Below are 15,772 nucleotides of genomic sequence, written 5' to 3' on the forward strand. Positions count from 1 at the left end.
TATGAAAAAGCTATTTTTAATCATCGGAGCACCCGGCTCCGGTAAGACAACAGATGCGGAGTTAATCGCCAAGCAAAACAGCGGAGTAACACATTACTCTACGGGCGATATGCTAAGAGCAGAAGTTGCAAGCGGCTCTACCCTTGGAACCGAAATAGAGAGCTATATCTCTAAAGGTCTTATCGTTCCCATAAAAATAGCCATAGAAACCATAGTAAACGCCATCAAAAATGCCCCTACTCCCGTTATTATTATAGATGGATACCCTAGAAGCATGGAGCAGCTCGGTGCGTTAGATGACTACCTCGCAGCAGACTTATCACTAGAACTTTGCAGTGTTATAGAGGTGTATGTAAGTGAAGATACCGCAAAAGAGAGAGTTTTAGGACGCTCTCGCGGCGAGGATGACAAGGTAGAGGTTTTTAACAACCGCATGAAAGTTTACACAGAGCCTCTTGATGCTATCAAAACATTTTATAGCGGTAAAAATCTTTTACATACGATAGATGGTGAGCGAACTATAGAAGAGATAGTTTTGGAGATGGAAAATTTTATAAAGTCAAAAATATAATTGAACCCTTTTAAAGGTTCAATTATCCTAGTTTTGCAATGATAGCTGCTTCAACATCAGCGATGTTTAAGGTACCGTCAACTGTAATGTATGTAATTTTAGGATTTTTTGCTGCTTGCTCTTTGTAGTAGCCTATAAGCGGTTTTGTCTGTTCATGATATACTTTTAGCCTATCAAGTACAACCTCTTCTTTATCGTCGTCTCTTTGAACCAAATCTTCACCAGTTGTATCATCTTTGCCCTCAACTTTTGGCGGGTTAAATATGATATGGTAAGTTCTTCCCGATGCCAAATGTGCACGACGGCCGGACATTCTTTTTACTATCTCGGCATCAGGAACGTCTATCTCTATAACTGCATCTATGTTTATACCTGCATTTGTTACGGCATCGGCTTGAGCGAGTGTGCGTGGAAAACCATCCAGCAAATAACCGTTTTTGCAGTCATCTTCAGCAATTCTGTCCTTTACGAGACCTATGATGATATCATCGGTTACAAGCTTACCCGCATCCATCGCCGCTTTTGCCATTTTACCCATTTCAGTCCCCGCTTTGATAGCGGCGCGAAGCATATCACCTGTAGAGATTTGCACAATGTTATATCTTTTTGTCAAAAATTGCGCCTGCGTACCCTTGCCCGCACCCGGAGCGCCTAGTAGTATTATTCTCATTTTCTATCCTAGCTCTTTTTTTTGGTATTATATGGAAACAGAGGTTAAAATCAGCTATTTTTACTCTTCATCTTCAAATCCAAAATCATCATCGTCTCCGCCGTTTTGAGCCTCTAAGATATCGTCAATCAGCTCTTTACACTCATCTTCTTCAATATCACCGCTTGCTATATCATCAAGAACATCTTGCAAATCTGCCTTAAACTCTCTAAGCTCCTCTATCTCTTCTTTTGCTTCTTCGCTTGCATCTTTGTTATCTGCTATCTCTTGAAAAATCTCATCCAATCTCTCGTCAATATCAGGAATAACACTTTTTGTAATCAACTCTTCTAACTGCTGTGCGTACGACATCTTGTATCCTTAAATGTTTTCAGTATAATACTTAAAAAAGATAAAGCGGTGGATTAAAAAATGAACTTTTATGCGTGCATTATAGGAAGTGAAATACTCAACGGTCGCAGGATTGACAAACATTTTGAATTTTTAAAAAATGAGCTTCAAAAATATGGACATGAGCTTTTTGCCTCATTTGTTATAAAAGATGATGAAAACTTAATCCGAAAAACATATAACTTTATCAAAGATGATGCAGATGGTGTAATGTTCTCTTTTGGCGGTATCGGAGCAACTCCTGATGATTTGACAAGAGCTGTTGCGGCGGAGGTTTTTACTGCCAAAGAGCTTCAGAGACATAAAAAATTTGAACAAGATATCTTAGAACGATTTGGAAAAGATGCTTATCCGCACAGGATTTATATGGCAGATTTACCGCAAAATGCAGAGCTTCTTTTTAATCCCATTAACAATATGTCCGGTTTTTCACTACAGGACAGATATTTTTTTACCCCCGGCTTTCCGGAGATGTCACACCCGATGCTTAGGGCTGTTATAGAGAAGTTTTTTAGTAAAAGTGTCAAAAAACACAGGCTTACGCTTTTTGCAAAAACGAGCGAAAATACACTAATAGATATTATGCAAGAAGTTCCAAAAGATATAGAACTCTCCTCTTTGCCGATGTTGCGAGATAAAAAAGCATCTGTTGAAATATCGCTCTGCTCTACAGATAAGATTTATGTGGAAAAATACTTTCATCTTTTTGAGGATTTTTTGAAAAAACAAAACATAGAGTATGAATTAATCTAGTGTTTTCTTGCGTAATATGGGATTAAGAGCCAAAAGGTTAAAATACGCGAAAAAAGAAGGCTCTTTTTGCTAAATCTTCCAAATACACTAGCGTTTTTGCGCATCCTTTTAGCACCTATTATGTTTTGGGTCATTTTAAATCCGGACTATTTTACACAGAACGGCTATCATGTTTCATGGAACTACTATTTTGCGGCTTTAATTTTCGTTCTTGCAAGCGTTACGGACTTTTTTGACGGCTATATCGCAAGAGAGTGGAATCAGATGACTATGCTTGGAGCCATTATAGACCCGCTTGCGGACAAGATGCTTACCATCGCCGCATTTTTGGGACTAATGATGGTCGGCGAGGCGAGTGCGTGGGCTATCTATATAATCATCATCCGTGAGCTTTTTATCACTGGTATTCGTACCGTTGCGGTGAGTGAGGGGCTGGACGTCAAGGCTTCATGGAGCGGCAAGGTCAAAACGGTTGTGCAGATGTTTGCTATCGGTTTTTTACTGATGCACTGGCAATTTGCACAGGAGCTTTTATGGCTTGCGGTTGCACTCACACTCTATTCTGGCTTTGAGTATCTTTGGGGATTTAGGGCTGCACTTTTGGGAGTTAAAAAAGCATGAGTTTTTTAGTATCGCTTCTAGTTCTCTCGGCACTTATCTTTTTTCATGAGCTTGGACACTACCTTGCAGCCCGCAGAATGGGTGTAAAGGTAGAGGTTTTTAGCATTGGTTTTGGCGCAAAAGTTGCCTCTTTTCATAAGTGGGGCAACGAGTGGAGGCTTGCACTCATCCCGCTTGGCGGCTATGTCAAGATGAAGGGACAAGATGACAGCGACCCGACAAAAAAAAGCTATGACGCCGACAGCTACAATGTCAAAACACCGTTGCAAAAGATGTTTATCCTCTTTGCGGGACCGCTTGCAAATTTTGTTTTAGCTTTTATTCTCTATCTTTTTATCGCTCTTGGCGGACCAAATATCCTCTCTCCGGTTATCGGTCAGATAGTCAAAGACTCTCCAGCATTTGTGGCAGGAATTGAGACAAACGACACCATCCGCTCTATCAACGGCACGGCTATAACAAAATGGGAAGAGATGGCAGAGATTATTGAACATGCAGATGGAGTACTTAGCTTTGAGGTTGAGAGAGCCGGTTACATACACTTTATAGCCGTTACGCCAAAAATCACCCAGACAACAAATATGTTTAATGAAGTTATCGAGAAAAAGATGATAGGCATAGGAAGTGCGGGAGTAACGCACAAGCTCTCGCTCGGTCTTGAAGAGACGTTCTCTTACGCAACAAATCAAACCATCCACGCTTCCACTCTTATATTTACGGGGCTTAAAAAACTACTCTTTGGCGAAGTGCCGGCAAATGAGCTTGGCGGCGTTATCTCCATCGTCAAACTTACATCAGATGCGACAGATGCAGGATGGATGAGTGTACTCTTTTTTGCCGCACTTATCTCTGTAAACCTCGGAGTCCTCAACCTTCTCCCCATCCCCGCACTTGACGGCGGACACATTATGTTTAACCTCTATGAATTTCTATTTAGACGAGAGGTAAATGAGGAGATTATGCTAAAACTCACCATTGCAGGATGGGTTATACTCATAGGGCTTATGGGGCTTGGGCTTTATAACGATATCAACAGACTTATAGGATAAAAAATGAACAAAGAAGAGTATAAGCTTTATATAGATGATGTGATTAGAAGAGTTGAGTTTGCCAGAATGCGCTTTGATGAGAAGCATATAGTCAAGATTGTAGCTATCAGCAAATACTCCACCGCAGATGAGATAAAAGCACTCTATGAGATAGGTCAAAGGGCGTTTGGAGAGAACAAAGTACAAGATTTGAGAGCAAAAAGCAGCGAGCTTGAAGAGCTGCCGCTTGAGTGGCACTTTGTGGGAAATCTGCAAAAAAACAAAATCAACAACCTGCTTGACATAAACCCTGCTCTTTTTCAGGGGCTTGATTCGCTGGAACTAGCACTTGAGCTTCAAAAAAAGCTAGAAGCAAGAGAGATAACACTTGATGCACTGCTACAGATAAACTCTGCAAAAGAGGAGTCCAAACACGGCGTGATGCCTGAAGATGCCATTGCAATCTACAATCAGATAAAAGCAGAATGCCCAAATATCCGTCTAAAGGGCGTTATGAGTATCGGTGCGCATACAGATGATAAAGCGGTGATAAAAAATAGTTTTGAGACTACATATAACATCTACAAACAGTTAGAAGGTGCAACCATCTGTTCTATGGGTATGAGCGGGGATTTTGAACTCGCCATCGAATGTGGTTCCAACATGGTACGCCTCGGCTCTATAATGTTTAACAAATAGACTTCTTGTATAACCTCTAATTCGAAAATATAATAACGTTCGCCCTGAGTCTCTCAAAGGGTGTTTTGTTTATGGTTCGACAAGCTCACCACGAACAAAAAACTGAGTTATGCAAGAAAAAATAGTTTGTGTACGTGCCCTACCAGACACGCTACCTTTGTTTTCTACTTATGAAGCAAAAGCTCTTTTACAAGATACTCTCCCGTATAACTTCCTGTAGTTTTGTAGCTTTGTGCCACATCTTCCGGAGACCCCTCGGCGATAACCAAACCGCCCCCGCTCCCGCCTTCTGGCCCCATATCGATGATATAGTCCGCATTTTTAATCATGTCAAGATTATGTTCGATGATAAGAACCGAGTTCCCAAGTTCTACAAACTTATGAAGTACGCCTGTAAGTCTGTCAACATCGGCAAAGTGCAGTCCCGTTGTCGGCTCATCCAAGATATAGAGCGTTTTGCCTGTGTCCTTTCGGCTTAGCTCTTTGCTTAGTTTGATTCTCTGTGCCTCACCGCCTGAGAGTGTAATGGCATTTTGCCCAAGCGTGATATAGCCAAGACCGACATCAACAAGTGTCGAGAGTATCTGGTTAATCTTTGGAATCGCTTTGAAAAACTCATACGCCTCTTCCACGCTCATGTTAAGTACATCTGAGATATTTTTGCCTTTGTAGAAAACTTCTAAAGTCTGTTGGTTGTATCTTCTGCCATGACATGTGTCGCATTTGACCATGATATCTGGTAAAAAGTGCATCTCAATCTTGTTTTCGCCCTCGCCTTGGCACTTTTCGCATCTCCCACCTTTGACATTGAAGCTAAATCGTGAGCTTGTGTAGCCACGTATCTGCGCCTCTTTTGTCTGCTCAAAAAGATTTCTTATCTCATCCATAAGCCCTGTGTAGGTTGCAGGGTTGGAGCGTGGTGTGCGTCCTATAGGGCTTTGGTCTAGGTAGATAACCTTATCGACCTGCTCAAGACCTTCTATCTCCACGCCTGCGACTTTATTTACTTTTCTGGCATGGTTAAGCAGTTCTCGTGCCGTTGGCAGCAGTGTTTGGAGTATCAGAGAACTTTTTCCGCTCCCGCTTACACCCGTGATGCAGACAAAGTTGTTAAGCGGGATTTTGAGGCTAAGATTTTTGATATTATTTAATGTAACATTTTTTATCTCAATGTAGTTCTCTTGTGCTCTTCTGTAAAAATACTCAATCTTTTTTCTGCCGTAAAGATAGTCAGCTGTGAGTGTTTTGGCTTTTTTTAGCTTGTCAAGAGTTCCGGCAAAAACAACCTCTCCGCCAAACTTTCCTGCCCCTGCTCCGATATCGACCACAAAATCGGCACTCTCTATCGTCTCTTTGTCATGTTCGACCACGATAACACTGTTTCCCTTCTCCTGTAAGCTTCTAAGCGTGCGGATAAGTTTTAGCGTGTCTCTCTCATGAAGCCCGATGCTAGGCTCGTCAAGTACATACAAAACACCGGTCAAACCGCTGCCGATTTGTGAAGCGATACGGATGCGCTGTGCCTCCCCGCCGCTGATGGTTCTCGCATCACGCCCCAAGGTAATATAACCAAGTCCAACATCATGTAAAAAGTAGAGTCTCTCTCGTATCTCATTTAAGATTGGAGCGGATATCTGGACATTTTGTGCTTTAAGGTAGCTAAAGTTGTCTCTCTTTTCAAACCACTCATAGCTTTTGGAGATGGGCATATCTAAGATATCGGCTATACCTTTATCAGCCACCTTTACGGCAAGAGACTCTCTTTTGAGTCTATGTCCGCCGCAAACACTGCATACCTTTTCGCTCATGTAGTCGGATAGCTCTTTTTCGTCTTTAAACATATCATAAGCGATTTTTACGATACCGGGCCAAACTCTTTTGACTTCATGACCCTTCCAAAGAAAACTCACTTCATCAATACCGCCGTGCAAAATCCCCTTTTTTTGGTAATCAGGCAAATCTGAGTAAGGGGTATTCGTGTCTATTTTGTTATGTTCACAAAAGCCCTTTAAAAATGTAAAATAGTATCCTTTGTTAAAGCCGTAGATTATTTTGACTGCACCCTTTTCCACCGACAAATCCACGTCTATAATCTTGTCATGGTCAAGCGCATAGCGAAGCCCAAGCCCGTCACACTCCCTGCATGCCCCTTTTGGGGAGTTAAAAGAAAAAGATAGCGGCTCCAGCGGGTCAAAACTTACCTTACAGTCAAAACAAGCGTTGTGTTCGCTATAGTGGATTTGCGAGCGGTGAAGCCCAAGTTCCTCGTGGTTGAGTATCTCTATTTCAAGCTCTCCGTAACTCTCTTTGAGTGCTTTTTCTACATCCGCTGCGATACGTTCTCTATTTTCCTCACTCACGACAACCCTGTCAATGACCACTTTAATAGTATGTTTTTTGGTTTTGCTAAGCTCTATCTCCTCATCCAGACGCACCATCACCCCATCTATCATGGCGCGCACATACCCTTTATGCACAAGCGATTCCAGCACATCGGCATATGAGCCTTTTTTTTCATTTACGATTGGAGCTAAGAGTACAAGTTTTGCCCCATTGGGAAGTTTTAGAACCTCGCCTATAATGTCGGATGCACTCATCTGTGATATCTCTTTGTTACATTTATGGCAGTGCTGTACGCCTATGCGAGCATAAAGAAGTCTTAGATAGTCATAAATCTCTGTGATAGTTCCAACGGTTGAACGGGGATTTTTAGAAGTTGTTTTTTGGTCGATGGCAATAGCAGGAGTAAGCCCCTCTATCTTGTCCACATCAGGTTTGCCGACACGGTCAAGAAACTGTCTCGCATACGAGGAGAGCGACTCCATATAGCGTCTTTGCCCTTCTGCATAAAGTGTATCGAAAGCAAGTGTCGATTTGCCGCTTCCACTTAGCCCCGTAAAGACAACGAGTTGATTTTTTGGTATCTCAAGCGATATATTTTTTAGGTTATTTTCTCTTGCACCCGTTATTTTGATTACATCTCTATTTTTCATTTTTGCTCCGTTTTATAAGAATACTCTTTGTGCCAGATATAACACAATCAAAAGATAAAAAGTCACTAAAAGTTTTTTTTGCATTCCCGCATCGATTTTGTCTTTGAAGTGTATCCCCAAAGCAACGCCGGCGAAAGAAGCAATCCCGATAACCGAACCGCTGAAAAAATCTATCTCTCTGCTGAGCGTGTGCGATATCAAACCCGCTACAGAGGAGAATATGACAAAAAATAGCCCGGCGGCGATAGCTTTTTTAAGATCTACATGCAAAAAAGTAACCAAAATCGGCACAAGAAGAATGCTGCCGCCAACACCGATAAGCATACTTACAGTTCCTAAAACGACACCAATAGCAAACAAAATCCCTTTGTGTACACTTTTTTGCACTCGTCCTGCCGTTGTTTTAAAAAAAAGTCGCACTAGAGCAAAAAATGCAAAAGATAAAAAGATAATCTCAAGCACTCTATCGTCCACGCTGGAAGCTATAAAACCGCTAAACATCGCACCGCAAAAGCCGCCTATCCCAATAGCAAACACCAAAGGAACATCAAGATTGTTCTTTTTATTATTTAGATAGCTTCCATAGATAGAACTAAAAACCATCTGTACGATTGAAATTCCGATAGCATCCTTGATTTGATGCCCCAGAAGCAAAAGCAGCGGCACCAAAACAGTCCCTCCGCCGATTCCAAAAAAACCAGAGAGTATGCCGACACCGACACCTAAAAGTATCAATTCTATCATTGTCTTAACTTTTTTGCGAATTATAGCATCTTATACCAAATCAAACCCGCCTCCCAAGCTCCCATTATAAGAGAGTTTAATTTTACTTTGAGATTCAATCAAGTATAATCATCCAAACAAGGGCTAGAGAATGTTAAATATAATTATAGAAGCTTCACAAAATTTTTGTATCCACCAAATAAGAGTTCCGTATGAAATGGTTGATGATATCAGTGAAATGAGAACAGTTATTGCTTCTATCGATATAGAGTTGCTTGGCGGGAAAAAACAGAGAGTTTATATCGGGGCAACACTTGATTTTGCACAAAGGGTTGCCGCCGCTCTTTTGGAAGAGGATGCGAGTGATGAAGAGACGCTTGTGGATATGGTGCTTGAGACTGCCAATCTGATTGTCGGCAGTGCAAAAGTTCTATCACAAAGAGAGCCTCAGTACGCCTTTACTCTGCGTACGCCCAACTTTGAAAAGATAGGTTTATTTGATGTAGCGTACGATAAGGCAAAAATTCTTAAAGTTCAAAATGATGCAATGATTCTTGCTATCAAGGAAATATAATTGAAAAAGAGACATATATACGGAGTCAAGGATGAGTCTTTTGACCCTGAAACAGAGCTTTCATGGATGGATTATTCGGGGCTGCTTGATATGGAAGTTGAGTTTACATCTGATTTGGGTGAAACTGAGCTAACGCTTGGGGAGATACTGCAACTTAAAAAAGGTTCTATTATTGATTTGAAAAAACCTGCTGGAGAGAGTGTTGAATCTTACGTCAATGGTCGTATTTTAGGCAGAGGTGAGGTAATGGTCTATGAAAAAAATCTTGCCATCCGTATCAATGAGGTTTTAGATTCCAGCGCTGTTTTATACCACCTCTCAAAAGAAAAACCATGATAAAACTTCTACTTATTTTAACCGTTCCTTTTTTACTGCATGCTGCAAAGATACTCAGCTATAACATCTATGACAGAACAGACAGAGTTGATGTGATGATTACTTTTGACACCCCTTACAATGGAGTGATTAAACAAAACACGACCAACTCGATTTTGACAATTAAACTTGAGGATGCTTCTATTGAATCTTCAAAAGTAAAGCAGCTTGCTTCAAAGTTTATCCGTTCTATCGCCATCACACCTATGAATGACCATACGCAAATCGTTGCGGAGATTCCGCCAAATGTCGCATTGCAGGCTTCTAAAACATCAGATTCTTATGGGTTAAGGCTCCGTTTTGCCACTCCATCGGCAGTTCAAAACAGCAGTGAGACAAACGATGTTTCTGCTGATGAACTCGCATCTCTTCCGACAAAAAAGAGCAATGATCTCGCCGGAAGCTATTACCTTGTTATTGCTATTTTAGTTGCAGGGATTGCGATTCTCTTTTATATCAAAAAAAGAGTCGTTCAGCCTCAAACGAAACAGACACAATCTTCTTGGCTCTTTCAAGAGAGCAATTTAGAAGAGAAAAAAGAGGTACATTCTGTACCAAGCAGCGCCTATGCGCAGAATGTAACCATCAGATTTCAAAAAGCGCTTAATAGCGACAATAGTGTTGTTATGCTTGATTTTGGTGAACAGAGCTATCTTGTTTTGATGGGGAAAAGCAATATTTTACTTGACAAATTCAGCGGAGACAAGCCTGTTACAGAGGATGATTTCAATGCGATTTTACAAAACAGACATAAAGAGCTTGAAAACTTTTTAAATAACGATGACAAGCACCAAGAGTCGCTTAGAATTTATAAAGAGAAAGCCGCTTCCATCTCTTATGAACTTTAGAAGCACCCTTTAATCTTGAGGGTTTGTCTTCTCTTCTAAAAGCTTTTTAATCGTCTCAATATTGGCGCGGTTTAAGAAGTAGTGCTCATCCATCATCTTGTTGACATGATATACCTCTGTGACTGTTATGCCATAAGGGTCTTTTTTCTCTTTGACAATTTTGCCGCTATCATCATATGAGTAGAGAAATAAAATCTTACGCGTCTGTTGCACATAGTAGGTAACAACAATCTCGTCAGAGTGCTTTTTCTCTAGCGCTACAATCACTTTATGGTCGTCCCTGATACTTTTGTCAAGGTTTAGCTCTTCTCTCATCTCTGAGGCTAAAATATAACCAATATAAAATTTATTGTACAAATCGTGGTATCTTTGAACTTTTTGGCTCATTAAAAAATTGATATCAAGTACATATTTTTTATGAGCCCTGAGCATTTTTGTAATCCAAGATATAGTGTTGTAGTATCGAAAAGGATGGAGTTTTAGCGTATGTGCTTCTATCATCTTTTCAGATTTAACTCTCTTTTTTGGTTGAAGTTTTTTTGTATCGGTGGCAACAATATGCTCAAGAACGCCTTTGGCAGAAAACTCATTTGTAAGCCAAACACTACAGTATGATGGAAGTTGTCTCACACCGGTTGCACCTTCGTTAAGTATGATAAGCGCTTTAATCTCGTAGTTTGGAAAGATAATTTCCAAGAGAGCTTTTTTCTTTCGAAGTCTTTTTCTAAGTTTGAGTACTGATTTGACAAGCGTCATCTCAACGAAATAGAGTTCATTGTCTTTTGTAATAAACATAGCATCAAATTCACTAATCTCTCTGCTTTTAGTTCTATAGACAATCTGCTGTTTTTCGCTGATAGAGAGAGTGTTTGCATGAGATTTTATCTTGTCTTGATGAAACCCTTTAAGAACAAATTTTTCAATATCATCACTGTTTGCCGCATACATAAGAAGTTTTTCATAAACAAAATTTTCAAAAACTTCCCCTTCAAAAGAGCGGTAAGAGCTTAAAAAATGTTGGTCATCTTCACTTACCCCTTTTTTAATTAAAGAGAGTAGATAATTTATATTGTAATCATAGTGAAGTAGGTTATCTCCTATATCACTCTCATCCAATGTTTTAATTGATTTACTTATTTTCAACAAACTATCTCGCTATTACTAAAAAAATCATCTATCATACTGCGGCATTCATAAGGGTCAACGATGTGATTAATCCTAACTCTTAGTGCTGAAGCACCGCTGTAGCCTTTAGAGTAGGTATGCAGATGCTTTCGAAACATTACAACTCCATAAGAGCCATAAAATTCAATCATCTTATCAAAATGTTCCAGGATTATAGCATGCTTGATATTTTTGTCAATTTCTTTTGTGCCTGATTTGAGTTGATGAAAAATCCAAGGTGCGCCAACTGCTCCCCTGCCTATCATGATACCATCGGCACCGGTATGCTCTAGTACCCATTTTGCTTTCTCGTAAGAGTCTATGTCTCCATTGGCAATCACAGGAATTTTTACGGCTTCTTTTATCTCTTTGATAGCATCATAATCAACCGCTGCTTTAAATTTTCCGGCACGAGTTCTGCCATGAACAGCCAAAAAATCAGCTCCGCTATCTTCAACTACCTTTGCGATTTCGATATGGTTCTTTTTTTCAAATCCAAGTCGAATCTTTACGCTTGTAAACTCTTTGTTGGAAGTATCTTTCATAGTTCTGATAATATTTCCCATAAGAGGCAGATTTAAAAGAAGCGAACTTCCGCTTCCATGCCCCACTATCTTTGGCACGGGACAGCCACAGTTAAGGTCAATAACGTCTATTCCGCCTTGCTCGTTAAGGATTTCAACTGCTTGTTTTATAACATCAACTTCTGCACCGGCAATCTGTACAGAGTAAGGATCTTCGTTTGGACTTTTTTCTATCATGGAGAGAGTTTTTGAAGAGCCGTGAACCAAAGCGTTGGAGCTAAGCATCTCGCTGACTGTTAAATCGGCTCCAAACTTTTTTACGACACTTCTAAAAGGTAAATCCGTATAACCGGCTAATGGTGCTAAAACATATATAGGAGTATCAAATGAGAGTTTTGTCTTTCTCATTTGACACTAGATAAAAAGGTTGATATCAAAATATTTGCCAGATGCTCTTAGCGCACTGTATGCTCTAAAGCGTGCATACTCATCAGAAGCGGAAGCATCAAGAAACTCTTTTGCAGGTGTTAACATTTCCAAATCAAAAAGAGTGAAAAGGTAAGCCTCTACCGCTGCTTCATCATCATTGCCGAGTATTTCAAAAAGTTTTATTCTCTGCTCCGGAAGCATCGCTTTTGCAAGTGTTTTTGATGCATCAATATACTCATTTCTGTTAAGTTTCATACTCTTAAAAAGAGAGACAAGAACTTCGTTAGAAACAACTAGCGTATCACTATTTGCATTAATTCTGGAGAGTATTGCAAAAAGAGCCTCTTTTGTGAGTGCATTTTTATATTTTTCTATAGTTTGCAATGGTGCTTTTTTAACAAAGTCCACGTAAACCTCTTTGCATAAACTTGTATCATACCTATTTGGAGAACTGAGAATATCTTCAGCACTTAAAATACCTTTTTTATATCTGTTTCTTTCATTTTGAATCACAATTGCGTTGGAAGACGGGAGAGAATATTTTCTAAGATCGGCAACTTCACCATTTCTTATGCTGCTAATAATGTTTAAGACATCATTTATTTTTTTATTATCAACTTCGGCATTAAACTCAGCAGTTGGGAAAATAGTTGCATTATCTACCAGAGAACCCAAGAGTTTGTATTTTTGTGTTTTAAAAGAGTGGAAACGGTTCTCTTTTCCAAGATATGCGTCTATGATAGAGTCAACCATCTTTTCATGATCTTTTTCATATTTGCGAAGTTTCAAAACACCCATTAAAGAGTAAAATGACATATGAAGTACGCTTGCAACATATAAAAGTACCATAGGTAATACAACTAAAGCAGCAATAGATAGAGGCGGCAGTACTAAGCCAAAAATATCAATGCTCATGCTCCCTTGAGTAACGAATGCATAAACATACCAGCCAACAAGAATTATTAACAAAAACGAAGCAATCGTATATTTTTTTAAGTGCATATCTATTTCCTTTTATTTAGATTTTTCTACTATTTCTCTGCAATCAATGCAATATATGGCATGAGGCTTTACTTTTAATCTTTGAAAACCTATAGGATCTTCACACATTTCACATATTCCATACTCGCCTGATGCAATTTTGCCAAGCACAACGTTTATCTCTCTTAGCTCTTGCTCTTGCTGATGTACTATTGCGCTCTCAACCATTGACGAGTTATCTACCGATGCATAATCACCCTCATCGTTTAACTCTAAAGTGCTCAGTTGGTTCAACTCATCATTGACACCTTTGATGTTTTTGAGAATTTGCTCTTTTCTACCTTCAAGTATCTCTTTAAAATACTTTAATTCACTCTCTTGCACTTACTTTCCTTCTTTATTTGTGGTATGGATGGTTGCTTAGCAGCGAAAATCCTCTATAAATTTGTTCGAGTAAAACTGCTTTGGCAATCTTATGACTCATGGTGATATTTCCTAAACTTATAACAGAGTCTCCTTTTTTCAGGAAGCTCTCTTCAAAGCCATAGGCACCACCTATGAAAAATTTAATCGCAATTTTACCATCTAATAGCTTACTAAATTCATAACTGTCGATTAATTTTCCCTCAGGATGCAATATTATGTTATATCCCTTGGGTATATACGGTTCTAAAAGCTTTGAATAAGCCGCTTTTGAGGCTTCCGGTGAGAGAGTGTGTGCTTTTGTTACATCTTTGTTAAAAAGTTCTAAATCTTGCACTTTTGCAAAGCGAGAAATCATCTTTGTCAGCTCTTTGTAGAGAGGGTCGTAGGTTGAATGCTCTTTTTTCGCTATAGAAATAATCTCAATATTCACGAAATAAGTCCGCTTCCAATTACATGATAAGCAACATGCATAAAAGTATCGCTCTCCCGCACTCCGCCTATGGCAGCAACTTGATGCTTGGATAGAGAAGCAATCTTGTCGAGTTTGTTGCCAAGTACTGTGCTTACATCACTTTTTGTTGTAGTGTCTCTATATGCGCCTAAACCTATATAGTTTAAATCCATCTTGTTGGCTTGCAACACTTCCTCTTCGTTATGTGTTGATATACCGATAATTTTATCTTTACCGACAACTTCTCTAAGAATTTTTACTGCCGTAAATATATCCTTGTCGATAGTCATTAAATCCTCTTGCCCGACATGAACGCCGTCGCAAAATTCTACAAGCTCGTAGGCATCATTTACAATTAAAAAGCCATCATATGATTTTCTGATTTTGATAAGTTGTTGTTTGATAAATGCGATATCTGCGCTTTTATTGCGGTATTGGAGAATTTCTGCTTTTTTTTGCTTGGCTATTTCGATAAAATCTTCAAGCAAAAGCCCTTTTTTGTCTAAGAGTTCTTGATCGCAAAGCGCATAAAGCCGCATTACGCAACTTTAAGGAGTGTCAGAAGGTCTGAAAGTGTTTTTTTAAGGTCGTTTCTGTTGACAATCATATCAATAGAGCCTTTTTCAAGCAAAAATTCTGCACGTTGAAATCCATCAGGAAGTGCGGAACCGATTGTCTGCTCAATTACCCTTTGTCCTGCAAAACCGACAAGTGCACCAGGTTCAGCGATAATAATATCGCCGAGTGTTGCAAAAGAGGCACTTACACCACCCATTGTAGGGTCTGTTAAAACTGATATATACGGTAGGTTATATGTTGCAAGTTTTGCTAAAGCCGCTGAAGTTTTGCTCATTTGCATAAGAGAAAAAGTACTCTCCTGCATTCTTGCACCGCCGCTGGCACTTAAAATTACAAGCCCCTGATTTTTCTCTATGGCACGCTCAACCGCACGTACAATTTTTTCTCCCTCAACAGAGCCTAAAGAGCCGCCCATAAATGCAAAGTCGAAGATAACGATTTGAGCTTCTACACCGTTCATTTTGCACTCACCGCTTACAACAGAGGAGTTTTTGCCGGTTTTGGTATGTGCCTCTTCAAGTCTTTTTGTATATGGCATCTTATCACTAAAGCGAAGAGGGTCAACCGGTTTTAGGTTTGCGTCATACTCTACAAAAGTACCTTCGTCAGCTAAAAGTTCAATTCTCTCTTTTACACCTATACGGATATGGTAGCCGCATTTTGGACAGACATGCTTTTGGTTTTCAACCTCTTTATAGTACATCAGAGATTCGCATGATTTACACTTTACCCAGTGCGCAGGTGCCTCGCTTTTTACTGGCTCTTTTATATTTTTGTTTCTGGAAAAAATGCTTAAGAGGTTCAAAAAACATCCTTTGTATAATTAATGGCTCGAATTATAACAAAATTACTCAACTTTCGCACATAAAACCCAGCTCTTTTTTGGTGTAAGCACCGATAACAGCGACAAGATGTTGTAATTCCTTTGAAGTCTTGAGATTTTTATGGATATTGGCTATGTTGGTAAGGATTT

At 39.6% G+C, this 15,772-nt stretch carries 19 protein-coding genes; 8 read left to right on the top strand and 11 right to left on the bottom strand.

Features of this window, described 5'->3' with window-relative positions; translation table 11 throughout:
- Position 1: 1 nt before the first annotated feature.
- Complete coding sequence (locus PHY84_RS01525; protein ID WP_299856996.1) at positions 2-571, top strand: adenylate kinase; 570 nt, start codon at positions 2-4, stop codon at positions 569-571.
- 22 nt (positions 572-593) lie between these two features.
- Here the strand turns inward: PHY84_RS01525 and adk are convergent, their stop codons facing one another.
- Both adk and PHY84_RS01535 read right to left on the bottom strand, forming a co-directional pair.
- Positions 594-1,241, bottom strand: coding sequence for an adenylate kinase (gene adk, locus PHY84_RS01530; RefSeq protein WP_299856998.1), 648 nt, complete (start codon positions 1,239-1,241; stop codon positions 594-596).
- A gap of 60 nt (positions 1,242-1,301) precedes the next feature.
- A complete protein-coding gene (locus PHY84_RS01535) occupies positions 1,302-1,592 on the bottom strand; it encodes a hypothetical protein (protein WP_299857000.1) in 291 nt (96 codons plus the stop codon).
- Between the two features lie 60 nt (positions 1,593-1,652).
- On the opposite strand from PHY84_RS01535, the gene PHY84_RS01540 reads away from it, so the two are divergent.
- From PHY84_RS01540 to PHY84_RS01555, 4 genes are all read left to right on the top strand, one after another.
- Positions 1,653-2,384, top strand: a complete 732-nt coding sequence (locus PHY84_RS01540) for a molybdopterin-binding protein (RefSeq protein WP_299857002.1) — start codon at positions 1,653-1,655, stop codon at positions 2,382-2,384.
- 66 nt (positions 2,385-2,450) lie between these two features.
- A complete protein-coding gene (gene pgsA / locus PHY84_RS01545; RefSeq protein WP_299857004.1) occupies positions 2,451-3,005 on the top strand; it encodes a CDP-diacylglycerol--glycerol-3-phosphate 3-phosphatidyltransferase in 555 nt (184 codons plus the stop codon).
- Complete coding sequence (rseP, locus tag PHY84_RS01550; protein ID WP_299857006.1) at positions 3,002-4,054, top strand: RIP metalloprotease RseP; 1,053 nt, start codon at positions 3,002-3,004, stop codon at positions 4,052-4,054. Before pgsA ends, rseP begins: the two co-directional genes overlap by 4 nt.
- Positions 4,055-4,057: 3 nt before the next feature.
- Positions 4,058-4,732 carry a YggS family pyridoxal phosphate-dependent enzyme gene (locus PHY84_RS01555; RefSeq protein ID WP_299857008.1) on the top strand — a complete coding sequence of 225 codons (675 nt, stop codon included), beginning with the start codon at positions 4,058-4,060 and terminating at the stop codon, positions 4,730-4,732.
- A gap of 164 nt (positions 4,733-4,896) precedes the next feature.
- Here PHY84_RS01555 and uvrA read toward each other — a convergent pair whose 3' ends face one another.
- Positions 4,897-7,725, bottom strand: a complete 2,829-nt coding sequence (gene uvrA, locus PHY84_RS01560) for an excinuclease ABC subunit UvrA (RefSeq protein ID WP_299857010.1) — start codon at positions 7,723-7,725, stop codon at positions 4,897-4,899.
- A gap of 12 nt (positions 7,726-7,737) precedes the next feature.
- The gene (locus tag PHY84_RS01565; protein ID WP_299857012.1) at positions 7,738-8,469 is read right to left on the bottom strand and encodes a sulfite exporter TauE/SafE family protein; all 732 of its coding nucleotides are present in this window, start codon (positions 8,467-8,469) and stop codon (positions 7,738-7,740) included.
- Between the two features lie 130 nt (positions 8,470-8,599).
- Here PHY84_RS01565 and PHY84_RS01570 point away from each other — a divergent pair, with 130 nt between their 5' ends.
- From PHY84_RS01570 to PHY84_RS01580, 3 genes are read left to right on the top strand one after another with little or no spacing between them, the layout of a single operon-like run.
- Positions 8,600-9,022 carry a chemotaxis protein CheX gene (locus tag PHY84_RS01570; protein WP_299857014.1) on the top strand — a complete coding sequence of 141 codons (423 nt, stop codon included), beginning with the start codon at positions 8,600-8,602 and terminating at the stop codon, positions 9,020-9,022.
- A gap of 15 nt (positions 9,023-9,037) precedes the next feature.
- A complete protein-coding gene (gene fliN / locus PHY84_RS01575; RefSeq protein WP_299857037.1) occupies positions 9,038-9,358 on the top strand; it encodes a flagellar motor switch protein FliN in 321 nt (106 codons plus the stop codon).
- On the top strand, positions 9,355-10,245 hold the full coding sequence (locus tag PHY84_RS01580) for a hypothetical protein (RefSeq protein WP_299857016.1): 891 nt from the start codon (positions 9,355-9,357) through the stop codon (positions 10,243-10,245). Before fliN ends, PHY84_RS01580 begins: the two co-directional genes overlap by 4 nt.
- Before the next feature lie 9 nt (positions 10,246-10,254).
- Here PHY84_RS01580 and PHY84_RS01585 read toward each other — a convergent pair whose 3' ends face one another.
- From PHY84_RS01585 to accD, 7 genes are read right to left on the bottom strand one after another with little or no spacing between them, the layout of a single operon-like run.
- Positions 10,255-11,388 carry a hypothetical protein gene (locus PHY84_RS01585; RefSeq protein ID WP_299857018.1) on the bottom strand — a complete coding sequence of 378 codons (1,134 nt, stop codon included), beginning with the start codon at positions 11,386-11,388 and terminating at the stop codon, positions 10,255-10,257.
- The gene (gene dusB, locus PHY84_RS01590; protein WP_299857020.1) at positions 11,385-12,341 is read right to left on the bottom strand and encodes a tRNA dihydrouridine synthase DusB; all 957 of its coding nucleotides are present in this window, start codon (positions 12,339-12,341) and stop codon (positions 11,385-11,387) included. The genes PHY84_RS01585 and dusB overlap by 4 nt, the downstream gene beginning before the upstream one ends.
- Positions 12,342-12,347: 6 nt before the next feature.
- Positions 12,348-13,364, bottom strand: a complete 1,017-nt coding sequence (locus PHY84_RS01595; protein ID WP_299857022.1) for a hypothetical protein — start codon at positions 13,362-13,364, stop codon at positions 12,348-12,350.
- A 12-nt stretch (positions 13,365-13,376) separates the two neighbouring features.
- Entirely contained in the window at positions 13,377-13,727 is a 351-nt protein-coding gene (gene dksA / locus PHY84_RS01600; protein ID WP_299857024.1) for an RNA polymerase-binding protein DksA, read from the bottom strand.
- Positions 13,728-13,740: 13 nt separating this feature from the next.
- Positions 13,741-14,199: a 23S rRNA (pseudouridine(1915)-N(3))-methyltransferase RlmH gene (locus tag PHY84_RS01605; RefSeq protein ID WP_299857026.1), complete on the bottom strand. Its 459-nt coding sequence runs from the start codon at positions 14,197-14,199 to the stop codon at positions 13,741-13,743.
- Positions 14,196-14,759 (bottom strand): thiamine phosphate synthase, encoded by a 564-nt coding sequence (locus tag PHY84_RS01610; protein WP_299857028.1) that lies wholly within the window; start codon positions 14,757-14,759, stop codon positions 14,196-14,198. The genes PHY84_RS01605 and PHY84_RS01610 overlap by 4 nt, the downstream gene beginning before the upstream one ends.
- On the bottom strand, positions 14,759-15,604 hold the full coding sequence (gene accD / locus PHY84_RS01615; RefSeq protein WP_299857031.1) for an acetyl-CoA carboxylase, carboxyltransferase subunit beta: 846 nt from the start codon (positions 15,602-15,604) through the stop codon (positions 14,759-14,761). Before accD ends, PHY84_RS01610 begins: the two co-directional genes overlap by 1 nt.
- Positions 15,605-15,772 lie beyond the last annotated feature (168 nt).

The organism is Sulfurimonas sp., from assembly GCF_028694605.1.
In the GTDB taxonomy this organism is placed as follows: domain Bacteria; phylum Campylobacterota; class Campylobacteria; order Campylobacterales; family Sulfurimonadaceae; genus Sulfurimonas.

Bases quoted from the DNA above. Each gene is read 5' to 3' on its own strand.
- PHY84_RS01525 (WP_299856996.1), top strand. From the start codon at position 2: ATGAAAAAGCTATTTTTAATCATCGGAGCACCCGGCTCCGGTAAGACA.
- adk (WP_299856998.1), bottom strand. From the start codon at position 1,241: ATGAGAATAATACTACTAGGCGCTCCGGGTGCGGGCAAGGGTACGCAG.
- PHY84_RS01535 (WP_299857000.1), bottom strand. From the start codon at position 1,592: ATGTCGTACGCACAGCAGTTAGAAGAGTTGATTACAAAAAGTGTTATT.
- PHY84_RS01540 (WP_299857002.1), top strand. From the start codon at position 1,653: ATGAACTTTTATGCGTGCATTATAGGAAGTGAAATACTCAACGGTCGC.
- rseP (WP_299857006.1), top strand. From the start codon at position 3,002: ATGAGTTTTTTAGTATCGCTTCTAGTTCTCTCGGCACTTATCTTTTTT.
- PHY84_RS01555 (WP_299857008.1), top strand. From the start codon at position 4,058: ATGAACAAAGAAGAGTATAAGCTTTATATAGATGATGTGATTAGAAGA.
- uvrA (WP_299857010.1), bottom strand. From the start codon at position 7,725: ATGAAAAATAGAGATGTAATCAAAATAACGGGTGCAAGAGAAAATAAC.
- PHY84_RS01565 (WP_299857012.1), bottom strand. From the start codon at position 8,469: ATGATAGAATTGATACTTTTAGGTGTCGGTGTCGGCATACTCTCTGGT.
- PHY84_RS01570 (WP_299857014.1), top strand. From the start codon at position 8,600: ATGTTAAATATAATTATAGAAGCTTCACAAAATTTTTGTATCCACCAA.
- PHY84_RS01580 (WP_299857016.1), top strand. From the start codon at position 9,355: ATGATAAAACTTCTACTTATTTTAACCGTTCCTTTTTTACTGCATGCT.
- dusB (WP_299857020.1), bottom strand. From the start codon at position 12,341: ATGAGAAAGACAAAACTCTCATTTGATACTCCTATATATGTTTTAGCA.
- PHY84_RS01595 (WP_299857022.1), bottom strand. From the start codon at position 13,364: ATGCACTTAAAAAAATATACGATTGCTTCGTTTTTGTTAATAATTCTT.
- PHY84_RS01610 (WP_299857028.1), bottom strand. From the start codon at position 14,759: ATGCGGCTTTATGCGCTTTGCGATCAAGAACTCTTAGACAAAAAAGGG.